The organism is Myxococcus virescens, from assembly GCF_900101905.1.
Lineage (GTDB): Bacteria > Myxococcota > Myxococcia > Myxococcales > Myxococcaceae > Myxococcus > Myxococcus virescens.
Map to the genome: position 1 here is coordinate 61581 of NZ_FNAJ01000015.1, position 16827 is coordinate 78407.

The following is a 16827-nucleotide window of genomic DNA, read 5'->3' on the forward strand; positions in this document are numbered from 1 at the left end:
GAGTGCACGACTCAGGCCCGCCCGCGGAACTCGGAGCCGAAGTCCTCCAACTCCTGGAACAACACGCCCAGGCAGTCCTCGTCCACGATTCGCTGGCCCAGGTCTTCACGAACCAGGATGAGGCTGGTCTGCTCCGCGAGCCGGAAGATCTTCACGTCCTTGGGGATCTTCTTCTCATTGAGGGCCAATCGCCGGAAATACAGCACCTGATCCTTGGCGATGTCGTTCATGTCGAAGTCGGACTTCTTCGCGTTCATGCACGCGACCGACCCCAGCACGTTGGCGATGTAATACGGCGTAGTCAGGACTTTCTTGCGGGGCGTCCGGAGACGAATGGACAGGTATTCGATGGAACCCGCTAGCGTCTCCTGCTCCAGGATACCCTTGAGCTTTTCGGAGACCACCAGCATTCCGAACGCGTTCGGGATGCTGTCCGTCAGCGTGCTGCCCCGCTCTTTCGACAGGTCGAACACAAGGCCCTTCGGGAACCATCCCTCACAGCGGACGCCCTCCGAGAGGAGGTAACCGCGCCCATCCAGCTCTTCCTTGCGGAAAGAGTCCAGCCACGCGAAAGACTCGTCCTCATCGTCATCCACCCAGGGGTAGTAACTCACGCCAATCCGCTCCACTTTAGCGTTTCTTCGCCAAGCCCCGCTTCTTCGGATCTGCTGACTCCCCACACGCGGTGGGGCAGCCGGTGGAACTCCGAGTCGCGCGCCCCCGAGGGGAGGAGCCAGCTCCAACCTCAAGGAGATGCACTGCTCAGGCCCGCCCGCGGAACTCGGAGCCGAAATCCTCCAACTCCTGGAACAACACGCCCAGACAGTCCTCATCCACGATTCGCTGGCCCAGGTCTTCACGAACCAGGATGAGGCTAGTCTGCTCCGCGAGCCTGAAGATCTTCGCGTCCTTGGGGATCTTCTTCTCATTGAGCGCCAATCGCCGAAAACGCCTCACCTGCGTCTTGACGATGGAACTCATGCTGAAGTCGGACTTCTTCGCGTCCATACACGCGACCGACCCCAACACGTTGGCGATGTAATAGGGCGTGGTCAGGACTTTCTTGCGGGGCGTCCGGAGGCGGATGGGCAGGTATTCGATGAAATCCGCCGGCGTCTCCTGCTCCAGGATGCCCTTGAGCTTTTCGGAGACCACCAGCATCCCGAACGTGTTCGGGATGCTGTCCGTCAGCGTGCTGCCCCCCTCCTTCGACAAGTCGAACACAAGGCCTTTCGGGAACCATTCCTCACAGCGAACGCCCTCCGTGAGGAGGTAACCGCGCCCATCCAGCTCTTCCTTGCGGGAAGAGTCCAGCCACGCGAAAGACTCATCCTCGTCGTCATCCACCCAAGGGTAGTAGCTCACGCCAATCCGCTCCACTTCAGCGCTTCTTCGCCAAGCCTCGCTTCTTCGGAGCGGGCTTCGTGAACAAGTTGATGTTGATGGGGCCTGCTGTGGACACCATCTCCCAGTAATCCAACTGGAAGTCCATCAGCTCCGTCTTGACGTCTTCCGGAGGATTCCACTCCTTGTGCTTCTTGTCCTTGGCCAGCGCGTTATCCAGCAAGTTGCGGACGCGGCGCATATCGTCACTCACCAGTCTGGAATAGGCCGGATGACTCCCCATGTGGTGGGGCAAGCGGTGGAACTCCGAGTCGCGCGCCACTGCGGGAAGGAAGATGATGTTCTCCCCATTGTTGATGTTGTAGTCCACGCCCCGAAGCATCCGCATCTGGTCGCTGGTGAAGTTCTTATCGGAGAAGGCCTCCTCCGGAAGCAGATGGTGTGCCTGGTTGATGTACGGGGACTGGCCAATCTTGAAGTTCTGGCCGTGGACGAAGGTGTACCGGCGCGCATGCGTCAGGCTGCCAGGCTTGATTCGCTTGTCCCCGCGCACACGGGTGCCTCGCGCCTGAAGCACGCCCTGGATGATCTCAAGGTCCGCGTAGATCTTGTTCCGGCCACCATTGCCCTTGATGTGCTTGTGGCCTTTATCCCGATAGTCACGCGAGCGCCTGAGCCGGGCCTTCAGCTTGCCCATTCCAGCGAGATGATCTGCCTTCGCCATGCGTGCCCCCGTGGAACTCAGTTCAACTCAATCTTACCACCGCGAATGAGCTGGAGCCCCGAGGCCCGGCTCTCCACTCGAACCCCTCGAAGAAGGATGGTGCCGTCCCGGCGCAGCGTGATGCTTGCCTCGCCTACACGCAACACGATTTCCTTCTCGGCGCCGAGCACCAACCGGTCCTCCTTCGGGGTGTCCTTCGCCTCGGGTACAGAGGGCGCCGGAGCGCCAGCAGCGGCGTCGGGACGGCTCGCCACCTCGAGCAACTGCTCCAGCAGCGAAGGAGCGCTGGTGGCTTGAGCCAGTGCGACCAGAAGCGGACGTGCGGGGTCACCGTCCTCGAACAGCAGCACGACCTCTCGGCGCTCTTCCACCGCCGAACGCAACTGCTCAGCCCCGAGCGAGACGAAGCTCCGGGCCGCGACCGGCATGGACGTCGGATTGCCCGCGAAGTCCACCAGCGCCAGCCCCTCCGGATTCACCCCCATGAGCCTGCCAACACGCGCCCCTGTGATGGGCTCCCGGTGAGCGGCTTGGAGCGTCTTCTCGGGCTTGGCGCCATCATCATTCGAGGCCATGGGCCCCCCAATCCGACGTCGTGCCGTACAGTGCGACCTTCGCCCCAAGGAGACGGCGGACCTGAACGATATCAGGCCCTTCCCAGCCGCTCCACCAGCAGCGCCAGACTCCGGCCCACGATGGAGCGCCGGATCTGCCCCCGGTCCCCAGTGAAGGCGTGCCGCTCCACCGTGGCCTGTCCACCCCGCTGGAGCACCGCGAGGTAGGCCAGGCCCACGGGCTTCTGCGGCGTGCCGCCTCCGGGTCCCGCGATGCCTGTCTCCACCAGCACCCAGTCCGCCGTGGAGCGCGCCAGGGCACCATGGGCCATGGCCTCCACGACCTCGGCGCTGACGGAGCCATGCGCTTGCAGCAACGCCAACGGGACGCCGAGCTGCTCCACCTTGGACTCATACGAGTAGGGAATGAAGCCACGCTCGACCACCGCGGAGGCGCCGGGCACCTCCGTCAACGTCGCGCCCAGCAGCCCTCCCGTGCAGGCCTCCACCAACGCCAGGCGAACGCCCGCCGCGCGACACCGCTCCAGCGCCTGCCGCGCCAAGGCCTCCAGGGATGCTTCCGTCATGCGCCCCACTCCATCCCATCCGCGGCGGACCTGCACGCCCAAGAACGGTCACGCCGTGCGTTCCCGGCCGTGTCCTCGCTCGGGGCGCTGCGTCCGAGGCCACCGTAGCAGCCGGACGTGAGGCCCAGTCGGCGCACCGGGGCGGGGACACCGTCCACGGTCGCGCAGTCCGTTGACCGACATCCCCTGGCCGCACTCCGGGTGCCCTCGGCGGCGGATTCCTTGACCCATCCGCGCTCGTGCGCAACAGAGTGCCGCCCGTGTCCTGGCGAGCGTGGAAGGTTGGAGTCCTGGCCCTGATGGCCGCATTCCTGGCGGCCTGTGCGTCCAGGCCGGTGGCCCCTGCCCCTGTGCCAGTCCCAGCAGAACCGGTCGTCACGGGCCCGGTCGCCGAGGCCGAGGGCTATCTGCGCGCCTGGGCCGCGGGGGATGTCGCCTCCATGCGGCGCGCCGTCGTCAACCCGCCCGCGTACTTCGAGGTGATGCACCAGCAGTTCCGCGACGGGCTGCGCATCGTCTCCTCCCAGTTCGAGCTCGGACCGTTCCAGCGCGATGGCGACGCCAGGGTGGCCACCTACCGCGCCGTGCACCTGCTGCGCGGGCTCGGGGAATGGGAGCTGGAAGGAGCGCTGCGCTTCGTCCGTCACCAGGGCCAGTGGCGCGTCCAGTGGACTCCCGCCACGCTGCACCCCGAGGCCCGCGAGGGTGACCTCTTCTCCCGCACCCGCACGGCCCCGCAGCGGGCCGACATCCTCGACTCGCAGGGAACGCCACTCACCCTCCACGGAGAGGTCATCACCATCGGCGTCGACCCCACCCGCGTCCGGAACCACGCGGACGTGGCGGCGGCGCTCCAGGCACATACCGGCGTGAGCACCGCACAGTTCGACGCGGCGCTGAGCGCGGCGGGCACGGCGACGAGCCGCTTCGTGCCCATCATCGACCTGCCCCCCGCGCGCTACCAACAGGTGCGCCCGGCGCTGGCCCCCGTGCCCGGCATCTTCTTCCGCCGCAAGAGCGCCCGTACCCCGACGGACGGCTTCGCGGCGCACACCCTGGGCCGCGTTGGCGAGGTGACGGCCGAGCTGCTACCGCAGATGGGCCCCACCTATCTGCCTGGAGACCTCGTGGGCCTGTCCGGCCTGGAGCGGGCATACGAGGTCCAGCTCGCGGGCAGCCCCTCCGGTGACGTCCTGCTCATGCGCCCCTCGGGCAAGACGCAGGTCCTCTTCCACTTCGAGGGTGAGCCGGGAGCGCCCCTGTCCACCACGCTGCGCCGCGAGGTCCAGGCCGCCGCGGAGGCCGCGCTCGACGGTGTGGCCCACCCCGCGGCCCTCGTCGCCGTGAACAGCGCCACGGGGGCCATCCTCGCCGTGGCCAGCCGGCCGCTCTCGCAGCCGCTGCACCGTGCCCTCACCGGCCGCTACCCGCCCGGGTCCACGTTCAAGGTCGTCACCACGGAGGCGCTGCTCGCCCGAGGCATGCGAGTGGACTCCCCTGTCGCGTGCCCGCCGATGACGATGGTGCGCACCAAGCCCTTCCGGAACTTCGAGGGAGAGTCCCTGGGTGACACCACGCTGCGACAAGTGTTCGCCCACTCGTGCAATACCGCGTTCGTGACGCTCGCGACGGGGCTCGGCGGTGATGCGCTGAGTGCCGCGGCTCGCCGGTTCGGCTTCGATGTGCCCTACTTCCCCGGGCTGACTTCCGCCGGTGCATCGTTCCCCGCGCCCGCGGATGCCATCGAACTGGCGGCCGCCGCCATCGGTCAGGGGCGGGTGCTCGCGACGCCCATGCACATGGCCTCGGTCGCAGCGGCGGCGGAGTCTGGCGAGTGGCGCGCGCCCTACCTCGTGGAAGGACTGGACGGCGGACCGAGCAGCCCGCTCTCGGACGGCGTCCGGGCGCCGCTGTCCGCGCTGATGCGCGCCGTCGTGATGGAAGGCTCCGGGAAGGCCGGCCGGCAGGTGCCCGGGCTCGGCGGCAAGACAGGCACCGCCGAGTTCGGCACCGTGGCGCCGCTGCCCACGCACGCGTGGTTCATCGGGTTTCGAAAGGGCGTGGGATTCGCCGTCCTGGTGGAAGGCGGCGGCGTGGGCGGGCGCGTTGCCGCGCCCATCGCCGCGAAGTTCGCGGGTGCGCTGTAACGCGCCCGAGCGCTCTTTCACACACAGGCTCCGCAACGGCGCAGCGCCACGCGAGGCCACAGCGCGCGGCGCGCCTCCCGCCGCGCGCCGCCGACGCTCAGGCTCCGCGACGACGCAGCGCCATGGCCAGTCCCGCGAACGCCATCGTCACCCACAGCGCCACCGCGCCCGGCCCCGTCGCGTTGCAGCCGCCACCACCCACGTCCGCGCCGCTACCCGACGAAGTGCCCGCGTCGGGCGTCTGCGGCCCCGCGTCCGGTTGCTGCGTGCCCGCATCCAGCGTGCCCGTGCCCGCGTCCGGCGGCTTCGTCAGCGTGCTCTCATCGAAGTACGCGCCACACGCCGGGTCACTCACACCGGCCGCACGGTGGTCCAGCGCCAGCGCATAGGCGCCCGCACCGAAGCCCGCCATGGGCGTGTTGTACTTATACGTGCCGTTCAGCTCGTCATACGTCTCCGCCACGGCCAGGTAGTTCTTCAGCGACTGGTCCGTCACCCACTTCAGCACGCGGTCAGCACGCGCCACATCACCGCCCATGCGCTTGGCCATCGCGCCGCGCAGGCTGACGATGACCCACTCCGCGCTGTCGTACTCGCCGCCCCAAGGGCTCAAGTCCGCACCATCCGGGTGGTCATAGCGGTCATCGTTGCGCTGCCAGCCCGCACCCGCCGGTGAGGACAGGCGCAGGTCCAGTCCATGAAAGGTCGCCTGGGCAATCTTCCCCGCCGGGTCGAACAGCTCGAAGGCGAACGCGTCGAACACCGCCGCGTCCCAGTAGCCCCTGCCCTTCCTCAGCTCCTCCAGGTTCGAGGCCAGCGCGAAGTTCCTGTCCGTCAGCTGCTCCGCCATCGCCCGGCGCAAGGACTCGCCCGCCTGCCGGTAGCGCTGCGCGCGCTCCGTGTCGCCCACCCGCTGCGCCAGCTCCGCCGCGTCACACAGGCCGCGCGCCGCCGTGAGGCTGGTGTACGTCCACGACCGCTGCCGCCCTTTCCAGTGCGTTTCCCAGATGGACGAGTCCGGACGGATGAGCCCCGTCACCGGGTTGATGAGCGCCACCAGCGCGTCCCCCACCTTCGTGGACACCGTGGGCCAGGTCTGGTCCACCAACGTGGTGTCGCCCGTCGTCCGCTCGTAGTGCCGCAGCGCCCACAGGAAGAGACCGAAGCCGTCGAACTCGATGTTCGGCCCCGCCTCGTTGAAGTCCGTCTCCTCCACGCCGAAGCCGTGGTAGCGCGTGAGGGTGATGATGTACGGCGGCATCGAATACGGCTCCAGCTCACGCCAGTGCTGGAAGCGGCCACTGTCCGCGTTGAGGTAGTAGGACAGCGCGTCGCGGGCATCGCTCTGCATGCCCAACGTGGCCATGGCCGCCACCGCGTAGGCCCCATCCCGAATCCAGGCGTACGTCCACTGCCCGGGCGGCAGGCTCGCCAGCACCGCGCCGTGGCCCGCGTGGCGAACCACGCCTGGCAGCGACGCCGGCGTTCCGCCGGGCGCCTTGAAGCGCGTGCGGCGCGGCTCGCCATCCCGTGACAGGAACTCGCGCAGGTACACGTCGCGCGAACGCACCTGCGCCATGTGCAGCACCACCGCCGAGTGCCGCAGCAGGGACTCCTCGTCCGCCGACATGCCCGCCGGCACCTTCACCGTGTCCGACTGGAATGCCGCCCACCGCGCCACTTCCGCGTCCACCAGCGCCTGGGCGCCGGACGCGCCTGCGTACTCCGTCAGCCACTGCCGCACCGTGGCCCCGGCCGCGGGGTCACCGTGGTGCGCGAAGGCCACGCCCACCCACCGCTCCGCGCCCGCCGGGATGTCCCCCAGGTTGAACTGGTACGCCGTCACCCAGCCCGTGCCCGCAGAGGGCTGCGCCGTGAAGTCCTGCAGGTCCTGCCCGCCGCCCCCATTCACCACCGAGTAGGCGTTCTGCGAGCCCGTCGTCGTGGACAGCCACGCCGACTTCCGGGCCACCGTGCCCAGCGGCCGCGCCACCAACACCCCCGCGAAGCCCTTCTCCACGAAGTCGTTGCCGCTCAGCTCCACCGTCTCGCCATTCTCATCCAGGTCCGCCATCACGCCCGGACGGCCGAAGCCCAGGTGGAAGTTGTGGAGCGAGAAGGCACTCACGCCCGTGACGGCCGACGTGCCGGTGTTGCGCACGCGCAGCGCCATGACGAAGGACGCGTGCGGCAGGCCCTGCGGCGCGAAGACGAACGTCGTCGCCTCCAGCGTTCCCACCCGCTGCACCAGCGCGCCCAGCCCCGTACCGCCCGTCTTTTCCGGCGCCCACGCCGCGTAGCCGCTGGCGTCCCGGTCCGCCTCCTGCGTGCTGAGCCAGCGCTGCGTGCCCCCGGAGCGCAGCCCGAAGAACGCGTCGAAGAGCAGGTCGCGGGCGTGAATCACCTTCGGCTGGCCATTCTCGAAGACGTCATTGCCCGCCGCGTCGATGACGGGCTCCTCGGTGGCGAACAGGTGCTCGCGGAAGTGCGTCACCTTGCGCTGCTCCACGTCCAACATCACCGCGCCATGCCCGTTGGACGACGGCAGGCGCAGGAAGGAGCGCTGGATGGGAACCTCCGCGCGGGCGCCGGCGGCGCCCACGGTGCACAGCAGCGCGAGGAGCAGCACGGGCGGCTGGCCAGGTCGGTGATACTGGCGGGGGATGGGAATCATCCGGCGGATTCTGGGACCCTTCCCGTCTCAGGCCAACGGGTGTGAAACCACCTCTCTTGCTGACCTTCCCGGAAAAGGCTGTTTCAACAAGGGTTCAGCCGGGACTCTGGCGCCTCCGCGCAACCACCTGTCGCCACCCTCCCCTCAAGAAATGGGACTCATCACGTACTGACTGGTGACGCGGCACCGGACGACCCACCGCCCGCCGCAGGGGACCTCATGACTTCGCTCGCCCGGCCCGCGAGGCTGACCTGGCAGAACCGCGGCACCTTCCTTCGCGTCCTGCTGACGCAGGTGCTCTACGTCGCCCCGCTCTTCTGGTTCATGGAGCTGGCGCAGAACGTGGCCTGGCGGTGGATGAATGGGGACTGGGGTTGGGTGTTCCCCAAGTCGCCGTACCACTGGTTCTCCTTCGGGAGCCTCATCCTGTGGGCCGGCTGCGTGGCGCTCCTGTGGAGCCTGCACTTCTTCTGGTTCTACCCACGCCGCGTGAAGGTCTGGCCGCGACTGGCCATTGGCGCCGGGGTGTGCTGGGTGGGCGAATGGGTGGGCGGCTACGTCGCGGCCAATGTCTTCAACCATCCGCTCCAGGTGTGGCCCGGCTCACCGCTCGTCTACGTCCACTACAGCGCCCTGTTCTTCTGGGTGAGCAACTGCATCGTCTATCACCTGCTCACCAACGACGTGGTGGACCTCACGCCCGAGTACGACGCGCCTCCGACGACGACGCGCCGCGCCGCGCCCAGGTGGCCTGAGGCTCACGCGCCCTGAGGCAGCTTCAAGCGCGCGCGGCAGCCCTTGCCCTCGGGGCGGTTCTCCAGGCGCAGGCTGCCCCCGTGGGCCTCCGCGATTTGCCGGCTGAGCGCCAGGCCGATGCCGCTGCCCTGGGGCTTGGTGGTGAAGAAGGGCACGAAGAGGTTGCCCGTGTCCGTCATGCCGGGGCCCTCGTCCTCCACCCAGACCTCCACCGCGCCCGGCGACAACACAGCCCACGACACCCAGACGTCCCCCGCGGCATCCGGCGCGGACAGCACCGCGTCCACCGCGTTGCGCACCAGGTTGATGAGCAACTGCTCCAGCTGGTCCACGTCGCCCCGCAGCACCAACCCGGGGCCCGCGCGTACGCCCACCGGCCGGCGCTTCTCCAGCGCGGCCACCCGGCGCACCCACGCGTCCACCTCCACGGCGCCTGGCGTCGGAGGCGGCAACCGCGCGAGGCTGGCGTAGGCGGACATGAAGCGCGCCAGGGATTGGGAGCGACGGGCGACGATGCCCAGCCCGCTCTTCGCGTCCTCTTCCCAGTCGGACGGACGCGGCGCCATGAGCAACGTGTCGCGCAGCGCCTCCGCGATGGAGCCGATGGGCGCCAGCGAGTTGTTGATTTCGTGGCTCAACACCCGCACCAGCCGTTGCCAGGCCTCGCGCTCTTGCTCACGCAATGCCAGCCGCAGGTCCGCGAGCACCACCAACTGGTGCGGCAGGCCACCCTGCCGGAAGGAGCCTCGCCGCAGCTCGTAGGGGCCGCCCTCCTCCGCGAAGGAGCGCGTCAGCCGGCGAGGCACGTCGCCCTCCAGCAGGTCCGTCAGGCCCAGGGCTCCGGCGCCCTTGCCCACCAACTGCGAGCGTGACGCGCCCAGCATCCGCTCGCCCGCGCGGTTCACCAGCCGCAGCGTGCCCGCCACGTCGAAGGCCAGCACGCCGACGTCAATCTCCTCCATCACCTGCTCCAGGAGCGCACCCGCCTCCAGCACGCCCAGCCGCTGCTCACGCAGGGTGTCCCCCAGCGCGTTCACCTCCAGCAGCACCTCGCCCAGCGCGTCCCCCGCCCGCGCGCCCCGGCCGCGCACGGAGTAGTCCCCTTCGCGCAAGGCGGCCAGCAGGTTGGCCACCGCGTGCAGCGGCCGCATCACCCGTTCGCGCACCAGCAGGCCCACGCCCAGGAAGGTGCCCACCACCAGGGAGGTCAGCGTCCACTGCACCTTGGAAGAGAAGTCCCCCAACCACACCAGCACGAGCGCGGCCACCGAACCCGGCAGGCCCGCGAGCCACGCGAGCCCGAGCACCTGCAGGTCATGCGGCGGTGGCCGGCGCTCCTCGCTCACCGAGCGCCCTTGATGCCGTAGTACTGGAGCCGCCGGTACAGCGCGCTGCGCGACAGCCCCAGTCCCTTCGCCGCCTCGCTCACGTTGCCTTCGTGCCGCGCCAGCGCCCGCTCGATGAGGTAGCGCTCCACCTCCTCCAGCGTCATCTCCTCCAGCCGCGTCATGCCCTCACGGCCGGCCCGCTTGAGCAGCAGGTCCTCCTGCGTCACCTCGTCACCCGACGCCATCAGCATCGCGCGCTCCACCGCGTGCTCCAGCTCGCGCACGTTGCCCGGCCACGCATAGGCCAGCAGGGCCTCCAGCGCCTCCGAGGACAGCCGGACGTTGGGCCTGCCGTAGCGCCGGCCCTGTTCGGCCAGGAAGTGCGCGGCCAGCAGCGGGATGTCCTCGCGACGCTCGCGCAGGGGCGGAAGCTGCACCTCCACCGTGTTGAGGCGGTACAGCAAATCTTCCCGGAAGCGGCCCTCCGCCACCGCCCGTGACAGGTCCACGTTGGTGGCGCTCACCACGCGCACGTCCACCCGCCGCGTCTTCGACGAGCCCACCGGGTGCAGCTCGCCCGTCTGGAGCACGCGCAGCAGCTTGGCCTGCTGCGACAGCGGCATGTTGCCAATCTCGTCCAGGAAGAGCGTGCCGCCGTCCGCCAGCTCGAAGCAGCCGATGCGGTCCGTCTTCGCGTCCGTGAAGGCGCCCTTCACGTGGCCGAACAGCTCGCTCTCGAAGACGCCTTCGGACAGGCCGCCGGAGTTGACCGCGACGAAGGCCCGCTCGGAGCGCGTGGAGCCCCCATGAATCAGCCGCGCCACCACCTCCTTGCCCGTGCCGTGCTCGCCCGTCACCAGCACGTTGGCGCCCGACGGCGCCACCCGCTCGATGAGCCGCCGCACCGGCTGCATGGACCGCGACTCGGACACCATGGTGAGCTGATTGCCCTGCCCCCGGCGCAGGTGCTGGTTCTCCTCCTCCAGCCGGCGGCTGCGCTTCAGCGCCCGGCGCAGCTCCAGCTGGGTGCGCAGCGTGGCCAGCAGGCGCGTGTTGTCCCAGGGCTTCTGCACATAGTCGCGAGCACCGGCGCGCATGGCCTCCACCGCGCCCTCCACGCTGCCCCACGCCGTCATCACCACCACCGGCAGGGACGCATCCTGCGCGCGGATGCGGCCAAGCAGGTCGATGCCCTCCTGCCCGGAGGTGGTGTCGCGCGCGTAGTTCAGGTCCATCAGGACCAGGTCCACGTCCTCGGCCTCCAGCGTGGCGAGCGCACCCGCGGGCGACTGCGAGGTGACGACGGTGAGTCCGTCCCGCTTGAGGAGCAGCCGGAGGGCCTCCAGGACGTCCGCCTGGTCGTCGGCGACGAGGACACACGGAGGCCGCGCGGCGGCGCTGGGGGGATTCGGGAGGGGGGGCGCGGATTCAGACACGGGGGACACCAATAGGGGGGAATGTGCCAGAAACAACCGGCGGCGGTCGCGCGGGTTGTGGGCGGCCAGGGACCTCAGGCGCCCTGCAACCAACCATCCGCGAGCTGGATGACGCGGTGGCCGTAGGCGGCGTTCGCCTCCGAGTGCGTCACCTGGATGATGGTGGTGCCGTCCCGGTTGAGGCCCTGGAAGACCTCCATGATTTGCTTCGCCTGCTGCGAATGGAGGTTGCCCGTGGGCTCGTCCGCCAGCAGCACCTTGGGGTTGGCGATGAGCGCCCGGGCGATGCCCACGAGCTGCTGCTGCCCACCGGAGAGCTGCGAGGGGAAGAGGTCCTTCTTCCCCACGAGCTGGAAGCGGTCCAGCATGTCGCCCACCAGGGCCTCGCGCTCGCCGCGCTTGAGGTCACGGTAGGACAGCGGCACCTCCAGGTTCTCCGCCACCGTCAGGTTGTCCAGCAGGTGGTACTGCTGGAACACGAAGCCGATGGTGCGCCGGGAAAGCTCCCCGCGCGCCTTGGGCTTCATGGCATGTACCGCCTGGCCATCCAGCAGGTACTCGCCCGTCCAGTCCACGTCCAGCATGCCCAGGATGGAGAGCAGCGTGGACTTGCCCGCGCCCGACGGCCCCATCAGCGTGACGAACTCGCCCGGCTGGATGTCCAGGTCGATGCGGCGCAGCACCCAGGCCCGGCCGCCAGCCAGGGGGTAGGACTTCTCGACGTTCCTCAGGGAGATGAGCGGAGGTGGCATGTCCGTCTCAGCGGCGTTGCTCGTCCTGGACGATGCGGCCGTCGAAGAGGCTCACCGTGCGGGTGGCCACGCGCGCGTGCGCCGGGTCGTGCGTCACCATGCAGATGGTGGCGCCGCCCTTGTGGAGCTCCGTCAAGAGCTGCATCACCGCCTCGCCGTTCTTCGAGTCCAGGTTACCCGTGGGCTCGTCCGCCAGGAGGATGAGCGGGTCGCCCGCCACCGCGCGCGCCACCGCCACGCGCTGCTGCTGACCACCGGAGAGCTGCCCCGGCATGTGCCGGGCCCGGTGCGCCATGCCCACCTTCTCCAGCGCGCGCTCCACCCGCTGCTTTCGCTCGGCGGCGGGCATGCCCCGGTACGTCAGCGGCAGCTCCACGTTCTCGAACACCGTCAGGTCGCCGATGAGGTTGAAGCTCTGGAAGATGAAGCCGATGTGCCGGTTGCGCACCAGCGCCCGGTCCGTCGCGGACAGGTCCAACACGCTGCGCCCGTCCAGCAGGTAGGCCCCGCGCGTCGCCGTGTCCAGCAGCCCCAGCACCGCCAGCAAGGTGGACTTGCCCGAGCCCGACGGGCCGACAATCGCCACCCACTCTCCCTTGCGCACGTTGAGGTGGATGTTGGAGAGCGCGTGCGTCTCCACGTCCTCGGTCTCGAAGACCTTGGTCAGTCCGTCCAGGTGGATGAGCGCCTTGCCGGGCTCCGCGCCCGCGTCCTCCTGCGCCACCGCGCCTTCCGGGGAAGCAGCCGTCTTCGTGTCGTTCGTCATCATCGCTGACCCACCCGCTCCACCGCGTTCCACGCGGTCATGTCTGAAGTCTCCATCGGGCTACTCCGCTCGCAGGGCGATGGCCGGGTCCACCCGCGTGGCCCGGCGCGCCGGAAGCCAGGCGGCCAGCACGGCCACCGTGCCCAGCAGCAACGCCACGCCCACGAAGGTCCACCCGTCGTACGCCGCCACCCCATACAGCATTGCATCCAACAGCCGCGCCAGTCCCAGCGACAACCCCAGGCCCAGCACCACGCCCAGCGCGGTGAGCCGCAGGCCCTGCCCCAGCACCAGCGTCAGCACGCGGGTCCGCGAGGCCCCCAACGCCATGCGGATGCCCATCTCCCGCGTGCGCTGCGCCACCGAGTAGCCAATGACGCCGGAGATTCCGAGCGCCGCCAGCAGCAGCGCCGTGCCCGCGAACAGGCCCATCAGCAGCGCCGACACCTGGCGGGAGCTGATGGACTCATCCACCAACCGCGTCAGCGGCGCCACCGCGTACAGCGCCAGGTTGCCATCCACGGCGCGCAGCTCCGCTTCGATGGCGGTGCGCAGCGCCTCCGGGCTACCGCCGGACTTCGCCCGGACCGCGAGCGACAGGAAGGGTGTGGGCACCTTCGCCGCCGGGTAGTACGCGGCGGGCCGCGCGGGCGTATCCAGGCCCCATTCGCGCACGTCGTCCACGATGCCCACCACGGTGGTCCACTGCGCCGCGTCCCAGTGCAGCTTCAACCGCTGGCCCAGCGCATCCCCCTGGGGCCAGTAGAGGTCCGCGAAGGTCTTGTTGATGACCACCTGCCAGGGCGCGTCCGGCCCCTCCATCCCGTCTCCCTCCAGGAGGTGCCCCTGGCGCGGGGTGACGCGCAGCGTACGCAGGTAACCCGGGCTGACGGCGCGGAACTCCACCGCGGGCCAGACCTCCCCCGGCGCCTGCGGCCGTCCCTCGATGTCAAAGCTGCTGTCCGAGCGCCCTCCCAGCGGCAGCAGGTTGGTGACCCCCACGGCCTCCACACCCGGGAGCGACTGGAGCCGGCCCAACAGCTCCCGCTGGAAGGCCACCTTGTGTGCCGCGTCCGGGTACCGCGCGGAGGGCAGCACGAGCTTGCCCGTGAGCACGCCCTCGGGCGTGAAGCCCGCGTCCACCGCGCGCAGGGCCAGGAAGCTCTTGGTGAACAGCCCCGCGCCCACCAGGAGCACCAGCGCCACCGCGACCTGCCCCACCACCAGCCCCGCGCGCATCCGGCCCGAACCCTGGCCCTCCGTGCCCCGGCTGCCCTCGCGCATGGCGGCGCTCAAGTCCTCCCGGCTGCCATGCAGCGCCGGACCGAGCCCGAAGAGCACGCCCGTGAGGAGGCTCACGCCCATGGTGAACGCCAGCGGCCGCGCATCCAGCCGCACCTGGCTCGCGCGAGGCAGCGCATCTCCCACCAGCGCCACCAACGCGTCCGTGCCCCACAGCGCCAGCAGCATCCCCAACACCCCGCCCGCCAGGGACAGCACCAGGCTCTCGGTGAGGAACTGCGCCACCAGCCGGCCCCGGGTCGCCCCCAGCGCGGCGCGGATGGACACCTCGCGTCCGCGCGCCGCCATCCGGGCCAACAGCAGGTTGGCCACGCTGCTGCACGCCGCCAGCAGCACGAAGCCCACCGCGCCCAGCAGCAGCCACAGCGTGCCGCGCACGTTGCCCACGACCTTTTCGTCCAGCGACGTCACCGAGAAGGACCAACCCACCTTCCGGTACCGCGAGGGGACGGCCTCCTCCATCTCCAGCCCCACGCGCGCCAGGTCCGTGCGCGCCGCGTCCTGCGTCACGCCGGGCTTCAACCGCCCCACCACCGACAGGAACCGGGCGCCGCGCTGGTCCTCCTGCCGCTGCGCCTCCGTGGGCACGAAGGGCACGTACATCTCCGCCCAGGCGGGGTAGGCCACCCCGGGGGGCAACACGCCCACCACCGTGTACGGCTCGCCGTCGAGCTGCATCGTCTGGCCCAGCACCTGCGCGTCCCGGGCGAAGTGCACGCGCCACGCCGTGTCGGTGAGCACCACCACCCGCTCACGCCCCTGGACGGCCTCCGCCTCCGTGAAGGCGCGGCCGAGCACCGGCGACACACCCAGCGTGGCGAAGAAGGACGGCGTGGCCACCACCGCGGCGAGCTGCTGGGGGGTGTCCCTGCCCGTGAGCGTCAGGTTGCCGCCCCGGTAGGCCGCCACCGACTCGAAGGCGCGCGACAGCGTCGCCAGGTCGAAGTACTCCGGCACGGACAGGGAGATGTCCTCGAGCCCGGCCTGCGCGATGTTCCCCTGGAGGTGCACCACCCGCTCGGGCTCCGAGAAGGGCGGCGGCGTGAGAAGCACCCCGTTCACCACGCTGAAGACGGCGCTGTTGGCGCCAATCCCCAGCGCCAGCGCGAGCACCGCCACCAGCGCGAAGCCGGGGCTCTGGCGCAGCGAGCGCAGCGTGTGCCGCACGTCACGGCGAAGTGCGTCCATCATCGCAGCCGCACCCGCTCCACGGCGTCCCACGCGGCCATGTCCGACAACACCACCTGGTCACCTTCTTGAAGGCCCTGCAGCACCTCCACCGCGTTCACCGAACCCCGGCCCAACTGCACCGGCACGCGGACGGCTTCATCACTGCCCGGCATCAAGCGGAAGAGGGCCATGGTGGCATTGGGCTGCGCGCCAGCCGGGCGCCCCACGGACAGCACGTCGCCCAGCCGCTCCAGCTCCACCGTGCCCTCCACCGTCAAATCCGGCCGCGCGCCGCGGGGCAGCTCCGCGGGCAGCGACACCTCCACGCGCACCGTGCCCTGGCTCGCCGCGGGCGCCACCCGCGCCACCTGGCCTTCCACCACGCCGTTGCGGGTGTCCACCAACGCCTTCAGCCCAGGCTGGATGTCGCGCGCCTGCGTCTCCGCGATGCGCAGCTCCGCCTTCAGCCGCTCCGGCTTCACCACCTTCGCCAGCAGCACGCCCGGCGTCACCCACTGCCCCAGCTCCAGCGGCAGGTCCTGGAGCACGCCATCCTCCCCCGCGAGCACCTTCATCGACTCCACCTGCGCGCGGCGGAAGCGGGCCACCGCCTTCAGGCGCTCCACCTGTCCCTGCTGCGCGGAGAGCTGCTCCTTCATGCTGGACGCCACCACCTGGAGCTTCTTGCGCTCCAGCTCCAGGCGACGGCTCAGCTCCGCGGCCTTCTCGCGCGCCTGCTGCATCTCCAGGTCGCCGATGTGTGCCTTCTGGTGAAGGGCCTCGTTCGCGTCGGCGCGGCGTCCCGCCTCAGCGGACTCGTTGATGAGCGACGCCACCATGGCCTCCTGGGCCAGTCGCTGCGTCTCCAGCTCCATGCGCACCTGGATGAGGTCGGCCTCCACGCTGGCCAGCTGGCGCTCGGCCTCCAGGGCCTGGAGCTGCACGTCCGGGTTCGACAGCTCCAACAGGAGCGTGTCCGCCGTCACCGTGGCCCCAGGCCGCACGTGGATGCGCTCCACCCGGCCCGCCGTGTCCGCGGTGAGCCAGCGGATGTACTCCGGCACCAGCGTGCCCGCGCCCTTCACCTGGCGCACCATGGGTCCGCGCTTCACCGTGTCCAACCACACCGAGGCCCGCTCCACCGTGGGCGCCGCCGGGCGCAGCCGTGACAGGCCCACTGTCACCAGCAGGAGCACGCAGGCTCCACCGATGGCGAGCACCCAGGGCTTGCGACGCGGCTTCTTGGCTTTGGGAATGTCCACGCCCCTGCCCAGAGCGAGGCGCGTG

The 16827-nt window shown here is 70.0% G+C and carries 14 protein-coding genes; 2 read left to right on the forward strand and 12 right to left on the reverse strand.

Annotated elements, in window-relative coordinates:
• Positions 1-11 precede the first annotated feature (11 nt).
• The 5 genes from BLU09_RS30540 to BLU09_RS30560 form a co-directional block, all read right to left on the reverse strand.
• Positions 12-614 carry an imm11 family protein gene (locus BLU09_RS30540; RefSeq protein WP_143043227.1) on the reverse strand — a complete coding sequence of 201 codons (603 nt, stop codon included), beginning with the start codon at positions 612-614 and terminating at the stop codon, positions 12-14.
• A gap of 148 nt (positions 615-762) precedes the next feature.
• Complete coding sequence (locus BLU09_RS30545) at positions 763-1365, reverse strand: imm11 family protein (protein WP_143043228.1); 603 nt, start codon at positions 1363-1365, stop codon at positions 763-765.
• A gap of 16 nt (positions 1366-1381) precedes the next feature.
• On the reverse strand, positions 1382-2068 hold the full coding sequence (locus tag BLU09_RS30550) for an AHH domain-containing protein (protein WP_090493738.1): 687 nt from the start codon (positions 2066-2068) through the stop codon (positions 1382-1384).
• Positions 2069-2085: 17 nt separating this feature from the next.
• Positions 2086-2643 carry a DUF6484 domain-containing protein gene (locus BLU09_RS30555; protein ID WP_090493740.1) on the reverse strand — a complete coding sequence of 186 codons (558 nt, stop codon included), beginning with the start codon at positions 2641-2643 and terminating at the stop codon, positions 2086-2088.
• Between the two features lie 71 nt (positions 2644-2714).
• Positions 2715-3209: a CinA family protein gene (locus BLU09_RS30560; RefSeq protein ID WP_090493742.1), complete on the reverse strand. Its 495-nt coding sequence runs from the start codon at positions 3207-3209 to the stop codon at positions 2715-2717.
• A gap of 299 nt (positions 3210-3508) precedes the next feature.
• On the opposite strand from BLU09_RS30560, the gene BLU09_RS30565 reads away from it, so the two are divergent.
• Entirely contained in the window at positions 3509-5356 is a 1848-nt protein-coding gene (locus tag BLU09_RS30565) for a penicillin-binding transpeptidase domain-containing protein (protein ID WP_244172154.1), read from the forward strand.
• A gap of 97 nt (positions 5357-5453) precedes the next feature.
• Here the strand turns inward: BLU09_RS30565 and BLU09_RS30570 are convergent, their stop codons facing one another.
• Positions 5454-8030 carry a glycoside hydrolase family 15 protein gene (locus tag BLU09_RS30570; protein ID WP_090493746.1) on the reverse strand — a complete coding sequence of 859 codons (2577 nt, stop codon included), beginning with the start codon at positions 8028-8030 and terminating at the stop codon, positions 5454-5456.
• A gap of 219 nt (positions 8031-8249) precedes the next feature.
• Here BLU09_RS30570 and BLU09_RS30575 point away from each other — a divergent pair, with 219 nt between their 5' ends.
• Entirely contained in the window at positions 8250-8801 is a 552-nt protein-coding gene (locus BLU09_RS30575; RefSeq protein ID WP_090493748.1) for a hypothetical protein, read from the forward strand.
• Here BLU09_RS30575 and BLU09_RS30580 read toward each other — a convergent pair.
• From BLU09_RS30580 to BLU09_RS30605, 6 genes are all read right to left on the reverse strand, one after another.
• Entirely contained in the window at positions 8789-10132 is a 1344-nt protein-coding gene (locus BLU09_RS30580) for a sensor histidine kinase (protein WP_090493750.1), read from the reverse strand. The genes BLU09_RS30575 and BLU09_RS30580 overlap by 13 nt on opposite strands.
• The gene (locus BLU09_RS30585) at positions 10129-11562 is read right to left on the reverse strand and encodes a sigma-54-dependent transcriptional regulator (RefSeq protein ID WP_090493754.1); all 1434 of its coding nucleotides are present in this window, start codon (positions 11560-11562) and stop codon (positions 10129-10131) included. The genes BLU09_RS30580 and BLU09_RS30585 overlap by 4 nt, the downstream gene beginning before the upstream one ends.
• Positions 11563-11624: 62 nt before the next feature.
• The gene (locus BLU09_RS30590; RefSeq protein WP_090493756.1) at positions 11625-12302 is read right to left on the reverse strand and encodes an ABC transporter ATP-binding protein; all 678 of its coding nucleotides are present in this window, start codon (positions 12300-12302) and stop codon (positions 11625-11627) included.
• 7 nt (positions 12303-12309) lie between these two features.
• Positions 12310-13071, reverse strand: a complete 762-nt coding sequence (locus tag BLU09_RS30595; protein ID WP_020478064.1) for an ABC transporter ATP-binding protein — start codon at positions 13069-13071, stop codon at positions 12310-12312.
• A gap of 57 nt (positions 13072-13128) precedes the next feature.
• Complete coding sequence (locus BLU09_RS30600) at positions 13129-15558, reverse strand: ABC transporter permease (protein WP_186817765.1); 2430 nt, start codon at positions 15556-15558, stop codon at positions 13129-13131.
• Positions 15558-16802, reverse strand: coding sequence for an HlyD family secretion protein (locus BLU09_RS30605; protein ID WP_090493761.1), 1245 nt, complete (start codon positions 16800-16802; stop codon positions 15558-15560). Before BLU09_RS30605 ends, BLU09_RS30600 begins: the two co-directional genes overlap by 1 nt.
• Between the last annotated feature and the right edge of the window lie 25 nt (positions 16803-16827).

Excerpts from the sequence above, each read along its gene's own strand:
- BLU09_RS30550 (WP_090493738.1), bottom strand. The coding sequence starts at position 2,068 with ATGGCGAAGGCAGATCATCTCGCTGGAATGGGCAAGCTGAAGGCCCGG.
- BLU09_RS30555 (WP_090493740.1), bottom strand. The coding sequence starts at position 2,643 with ATGGCCTCGAATGATGATGGCGCCAAGCCCGAGAAGACGCTCCAAGCC.
- BLU09_RS30560 (WP_090493742.1), bottom strand. The coding sequence starts at position 3,209 with ATGACGGAAGCATCCCTGGAGGCCTTGGCGCGGCAGGCGCTGGAGCGG.
- BLU09_RS30565 (WP_244172154.1), top strand. The coding sequence starts at position 3,509 with ATGGCCGCATTCCTGGCGGCCTGTGCGTCCAGGCCGGTGGCCCCTGCC.
- BLU09_RS30570 (WP_090493746.1), bottom strand. The coding sequence starts at position 8,030 with ATGATTCCCATCCCCCGCCAGTATCACCGACCTGGCCAGCCGCCCGTG.
- BLU09_RS30575 (WP_090493748.1), top strand. The coding sequence starts at position 8,250 with ATGACTTCGCTCGCCCGGCCCGCGAGGCTGACCTGGCAGAACCGCGGC.
- BLU09_RS30590 (WP_090493756.1), bottom strand. The coding sequence starts at position 12,302 with ATGCCACCTCCGCTCATCTCCCTGAGGAACGTCGAGAAGTCCTACCCC.
- BLU09_RS30595 (WP_020478064.1), bottom strand. The coding sequence starts at position 13,071 with ATGATGACGAACGACACGAAGACGGCTGCTTCCCCGGAAGGCGCGGTG.
- BLU09_RS30600 (WP_186817765.1), bottom strand. The coding sequence starts at position 15,558 with ATGGACGCACTTCGCCGTGACGTGCGGCACACGCTGCGCTCGCTGCGC.